Origin of the sequence: Vibrio sp. 1727 (assembly GCF_033344415.1) — a bacterium.
Taxonomy (GTDB): Bacteria; Pseudomonadota; Gammaproteobacteria; order Enterobacterales; family Vibrionaceae; genus Vibrio; species Vibrio alginolyticus.
The window spans coordinates 1-656 of record NZ_JAWPOT010000339.1 but is presented as its reverse complement, the minus strand read 5'-3'; the positions used below and the strand labels follow the sequence as shown (position 1 = coordinate 656).

The window sequence follows — 656 nt, the reverse complement described above, 5'->3', positions numbered from 1 at the left end:
TGGCACTGCTGTTTTGAACTGAGGAAACGCCAGTGCCATCACGATGATCAACACAAAGCCAACGCCACCCGCCAGCAAATACACGGTTTTGAAATCAAATTTAAGCTGCTCTAGAAAAATCCAAATCGCGCCGTAGGTAAACAGAGAAGCCAGCGCGCCGACCGAGATAAACTTGCCTAGCATTTCTGGCGCTTCTTCTTTCGATAGCCATTGCAAAGACAGGGACTGCTTCAATGTTTCAAAGTAGTGAAAACCAGTGGACATCAACAAGGTCGTAAAAAGTAAACCGTACAAAGTGGGAAAGTAACCTGTTAATGCTGTACCAAGTGTTAGCATCGCTAAAGACACCAACATGAATCGTTGTTCGCGGATAAACAACAACACAAACACGGCGGTAAAGGCTAAAAAGCCCGGTATCTCACGCACGCTTTGTAATAAGCCAATGTCCGCCCCATCAAAGTTCGCTTTTTCAATAACAAAGTTATTCAGCAAAGCCATCCAGGTAGAAAAGGCAATGGGCACAATAATCGAGATCAACAGAAGGAAATTTTGTGGCGTTCTCCAGCCGTGAGAAGAGGTATTCATGATGCATCCTTTAGATATGAAGTCATCATCATAGCTTTAAATGTAACGAATTCGCAATATCATTATTATTT

The 656-nt window shown here is 43.0% G+C and carries 1 pseudogene; it reads right to left on the bottom strand.

Annotation, left to right across the window (positions count from 1 at the left end):
- Positions 1 to 585, bottom strand: a pseudogene (locus tag R8O10_RS25615) (MFS transporter); the annotation flags it as partial.
- Positions 586 to 656 lie beyond the last annotated feature (71 nt).